The sequence below is a fragment of the Acinetobacter lactucae genome, from assembly GCF_013344765.1.
Lineage (GTDB): Bacteria > Pseudomonadota > Gammaproteobacteria > Pseudomonadales > Moraxellaceae > Acinetobacter > Acinetobacter lactucae_A.
Window position 1 is genome coordinate 1 of the sequence record NZ_JABVBF010000220.1, and the last position, 4,598, is coordinate 4,598.

The following is a 4,598-nucleotide window of genomic DNA, read 5'->3' on the forward strand; positions in this document are numbered from 1 at the left end:
AAGATGGTGATTCTGCAAAATTTAGAAATGTTATTAAAAATTGTGGTGAGGTAAATGCCAAAAACTCATGGGGTGCTTATGCAGGTTTCTCCAGATTTATAGTTAAATCAGATAAACAAGTAATCTTTGATGGGCCTGATAATTACTATTTTGATAGTTTGGTAAAGTTATATTGCCATAAAGATTATTTAGCAAAGTTTCCAGTGGAAACAAGTGAAGAGATAGCAATTGATGCATCTCCAACAGAACAAATACCCGGTGTGGCTGCTGAGGCGGCAGCGGGAGAAACTTTAGAAAATGAAACAAGATCAGTTAGTAAACATCAGAAAGAGGAAGTAGCTGTTGAGGAATTAGCTACTGAAGATACAACGTCAGATACTGGCAGTTCTGAAAATTATTAAGGCATTTAAATTTAAGAACCCGCATATGCGGGTTACTATATCTAGAGAATATTGTGGCAAGTAATCTTGGTATTTTATACCTAAATTTTTGGACATTATTGAACAGCATGTGAAAACATACTCTGAAATTTGGGGAAATTTCAAAACATGATTACTCCGCTGGGGAGCGGTTTAAAAAAGAGTAATTATCGATTCTTAAAAAATTTATAAAATTTGGTTAGATCAAATGAACGACTTGATAACGAGATATTTAAATAATCTGGGGCAGTGGCATGAAGTTGCGCTGACAATGACTAAAGCGATAGTTGCAATAGGAGTGTTGTGCTTAGTTGCATACCTTTTAACAATTGGCTATATCCCATCGGAAATTAGCTTTGGTGATACACTGATTTTTTTACTGATTTTTGTCGCATGTTCAATTGTTTATAGTATTTTAAGCATGGTCTTATTTTTATTTGGCATGTCTTTAATGCCAGTGACATACCTCATATTAAAATTGGCTAATAAATACTTGCCACCTCATAAACAATTCAGAGATGACTTACCCTTTCCAAAGATTAGTATTAGTACATTCTGTGTATCCGTTTATTTTATATATATACTTCATGGTTTATTTTTAGCGTATTGGCAAGTAAGCCTTTACGTAGGAATTACGGCAAGCTTGATTGCCTTTCTATATTATGCTTTTTACGTTAATCGCCAAGATATCAATATTTTCAATAAAAAGTTCAAAAACATAGAGGAAATTATTGAAGACGCTGAGGCGAGTGAGCATCTGAAAACATTTGCAAAAGAAAAGCTAAAAAGGTTAGAAACCTCTAAAAAAAATTGCTTACAAATGGCTCTTTTTCTTATCGCGATTCCTATAGTTTATATGTTCCCATTTGCTGATATTGGTAAGCTGTTTCTTCATTACACTATGCAAAATACTGGTGTGAGAATAGAAAAGGCGACGTTATACATCAAGGCCCCTTATGCCAATTTAATTGAATTACCAAAAATAACTACTAAGGAACTAAGCCAAGACCAAATTTTTATTTTTAAGGATATGAAAGTTCCATTCCAAGGAATTGGTAAAAACACATTAGTTTCTTACAAAGTGAGAGATATTGAAAAGCAGATCGTGATTCCTAATGAATATATTACTGTAGAGCGAATTCAGAAGGTCGCTCAATAAGTCTATATCTTAGTCATCATCAGATAGCCTCTCCCAAGGCTCTGTGTCACAACAGAGCTTTAATTTTTTGCGCTGATTTAGAGTACAACGCTATTACAACGACTCTTCCTTATCTTTAGAAGGGTAACCATCCCACCAAAATTCTCAACAAAAAAGCCACTTATGATAAGTGGCTTTTTTGTTGACTCATTATTTACGGCAATCATCTTCACCGAGTTCATCTTTACTATAAGACTCATTGAGTTTCTTTAATAAAGCCATCTGCTTAGTATCAAGCCACACAAGTGTATCTTTATATGCTGGCAAATTTTCTGCTGGGATATCGTTTTTATAGTGCTGCACAAATTTACCCATCCAACAGAGCTTATTCAATTTTGCCAAAGGTAAACTTGACTCAATCGTATAACCGTCACCCACCTCTTTCTCATAGGTTTTTAAAATACCCGCTTTCAGTAAAGTTGACGCAAGCATTGACTGAGTAACAGCATTATTACCGCTTGCAATAGCATTCTTATACATATGATGATCAAGTAGCACCATGCCTACAGCGCCACGTGTTGCATTTTTTAAGGCTTCTTTGTCATTGTTTACTTGTGTATTTGCACAACCGCTTACCATCAATACTAATGCTATTAGAAGTGGTTTCATGTATTTAGTAGAAGCCTTTATTGCTAACATTGTGCGGATCTCTATTGTATTCACTATTTTATATAGCAAGAGGCCCTGAAAAATTCAGGGCCATTTTATGGAATAATTATTTACGACAATCATTTTCACCGAGTTCATCTTTACTATAAGACTCATTCAGCTTTTTTAGCCAAACAGATTGTTTAGCATCCACCCAAGCATAAACTTTTTGATAGTCAGTTTGAGATTGAGGAGATAAGTCATTTTTATAATGCTGAAGAAATTTAGTTGTCCAGCATAATTGATTTAGTTTCGCTAAAGATAGATCTTCTTCAATTACAAAGTTATTTCCCACTTCTTTTTCAAGCTCTCTTAAAACTCCCATTTTCTTTAAAGTAGTATAAAGTAAAGCATTTGTAACCTTATTCTTCTCGTTAGCAATTGCATTCCTATAGACTGGTTGGTCCATAATTAGCATATCTACTGCTCCACGTGTTGAATTAATAACAGCCTCTCTATGGTTATTAACTTGCGTATTGGCACATCCGCTAATAGCTAGGTAAAATATAGAGATTAGAGTTATTTTTAAGGGGCTAATAGAGCCCTTTTTCACGAACATTAATAGGATCTCCTGAATATTCTCTAGATTGTTTCATTATTTGAATCATCTTAGGATTAAAGTCTTGATTAAAGACCTTTTTAAACATTTCACGATTAATGAATAATGGTCCGTCATTCATTCTTAATTGTGCTAAATCAGTACTAGCTCGTGCTGCATTTAACTTTGCAAAAGTATCTTTTAGGTCTTCAATTTTTGAGTAAATTTCTTTGCCTTGATCAAATTTGCTTAGATTCCGCAGTTCAAGTAGCTCATCGACAGCAAATGCACTTAAAAAACGAACTTTAAAGGCTGTTTGCTGAAATTCCCCAACAATTCGTGCACCTTCTTTCATTGCATGTTTGAGTACATAATTATGAAATTTTATGTACATGCCTGTATGAAAAGCAGGGTCAGCCATATTACTTTCAGGAAGTTTATTTACATCCCATTCCATACCAAAACGCACAGCCATTAATAACTCAATGGTGTTTCCTACCTCTGCCCACTGGTTGATGTTCATCATAAAGTTATAGGGCCTAGCCATATAATAGTTTCGGATTTTAATATGGTCATTGCAAAGAGGCTCTGTTATTTCACAAACTTTCTCTTCATGAGGGTAAGCATCCCAAGCAGGTGATGAGCCCGGTATATTACGACTGTATGGATTTCCTAAATTCTTATCTGACATTCTTAATTCCATGCATCCATAGGTTTTGATAGGTCAAAAGTAGTTAAATCAACCTCTTTGGCTTCCGTACCTGTTTTTATTAATTCGGTATAACCGCTTTTATCTGTAAAACCTTCAATCTCTGTACCGTCTGGTCCTTTCAATTTAAAGTATTGTTGTGTGAGAGGTTTGCCAGTCTCCTGATCTTTAAGCTGAAACTTGAGTCCATGCTCGTCAGTCTGAGGAACAAAACTATCTTGTGCTTTACTCGCTGATGAACTTTGTGCAGAACTACCTCCATTGTCTTGAACTACTAAGTTTTGTTGAGGTAGTAATTTACAGCCACAGGAAAGAGAGTCGTTAACACGGGCAGCAGCTTTCCCAAAGATCTGCATATATGGGTCGCCTGACACAATAGTTGCAACAACTTTATGAGTTGGGCAGGTAGCTTTGTCACCGACACAGGCAACGGGAATACCGTCGATTAGGAACATACTGTTCCCTGAAATTACTTGACCACCACCACTAGTGGGGCAGCCTATTGTTATATATGGTGTTGCCAAACTTATTCCTTCTTATCTTAATGAAATGCCAAAATCATACCAAACAGGGGGTAGACAATACTGTATATTTTTATTGTTCAGTAGAGTTAACTTATTTCCCAAGGCCCCCGTGCCACAACAGAACTTTAATTTTTTGCGCTGATTTAAAGTCATCTACCATTGCGACACAGAGATAAGGGAGCTAAGCCAAACGCTTAGCCCATGTCTTCTTTATCGCACCGCCGCATCACGCTAAAAAAAGTAGGGGCAAAGTCCTGTGGGAGAGCAGGGCTTTGCAAACTGACATGTTCTAGACGTTGCATAAGCTTATGCGAATATACTTGTTCAAGCCGTTGGTAAATACAGTCGCAACTGGCTTGGGTGTGCCCACCCGACAGGCAAATTTTTTCAAACTCCTGCTGAGTGCGAAGGTCACAACCCGAAACGCTGTAATCGCCGATCCCGAGGCCTAAAACCAAAATAGTTCTATAAAATTTCATATTATTCTCGTAATGATTGGGGATATATCAATGAGAAAAAATAAACCGCTATATTTAAAGTCTTAAAATCATTTTAAGGGGAA

Annotated in this window: 7 protein-coding genes; 2 read left to right on the forward strand and 5 right to left on the reverse strand. The window is 36.2% G+C overall.

Annotated elements, in window-relative coordinates; genetic code table 11:
* Together HUN22_RS15685 and HUN22_RS15690 are read left to right on the forward strand one after the other, a co-directional pair.
* Positions 1 to 401: hypothetical protein (locus HUN22_RS15685; protein ID WP_174731266.1), on the forward strand; the 401-nt coding region annotated here is incomplete at its 5' end.
* A 226-nt stretch (positions 402 to 627) separates the two neighbouring features.
* On the forward strand, positions 628 to 1,578 hold the full coding sequence (locus HUN22_RS15690) for a hypothetical protein (protein ID WP_174731269.1): 951 nt from the start codon (positions 628 to 630) through the stop codon (positions 1,576 to 1,578).
* A 189-nt stretch (positions 1,579 to 1,767) separates the two neighbouring features.
* Here HUN22_RS15690 and HUN22_RS15695 read toward each other — a convergent pair whose 3' ends face one another.
* The 5 genes from HUN22_RS15695 to HUN22_RS15715 all read right to left on the reverse strand — a co-directional run bounded on the left by HUN22_RS15695 (position 1,768) and on the right by HUN22_RS15715 (position 4,515).
* Positions 1,768 to 2,256 (reverse strand): hypothetical protein, encoded by a 489-nt coding sequence (locus HUN22_RS15695; RefSeq protein ID WP_174731272.1) that lies wholly within the window; start codon positions 2,254 to 2,256, stop codon positions 1,768 to 1,770.
* Between the two features lie 76 nt (positions 2,257 to 2,332).
* Complete coding sequence (locus tag HUN22_RS15700) at positions 2,333 to 2,824, reverse strand: hypothetical protein (RefSeq protein ID WP_174731275.1); 492 nt, start codon at positions 2,822 to 2,824, stop codon at positions 2,333 to 2,335.
* The gene (locus tag HUN22_RS15705) at positions 2,799 to 3,494 is read right to left on the reverse strand and encodes a hypothetical protein (protein ID WP_174731278.1); all 696 of its coding nucleotides are present in this window, start codon (positions 3,492 to 3,494) and stop codon (positions 2,799 to 2,801) included. The genes HUN22_RS15700 and HUN22_RS15705 overlap by 26 nt, the downstream gene beginning before the upstream one ends.
* A 2-nt stretch (positions 3,495 to 3,496) precedes the next feature.
* Complete coding sequence (locus HUN22_RS15710; RefSeq protein ID WP_174731281.1) at positions 3,497 to 4,036, reverse strand: PAAR domain-containing protein; 540 nt, start codon at positions 4,034 to 4,036, stop codon at positions 3,497 to 3,499.
* 194 nt (positions 4,037 to 4,230) lie between these two features.
* Positions 4,231 to 4,515 carry a hypothetical protein gene (locus tag HUN22_RS15715; protein ID WP_174731284.1) on the reverse strand — a complete coding sequence of 95 codons (285 nt, stop codon included), beginning with the start codon at positions 4,513 to 4,515 and terminating at the stop codon, positions 4,231 to 4,233.
* Between the last annotated feature and the right edge of the window lie 83 nt (positions 4,516 to 4,598).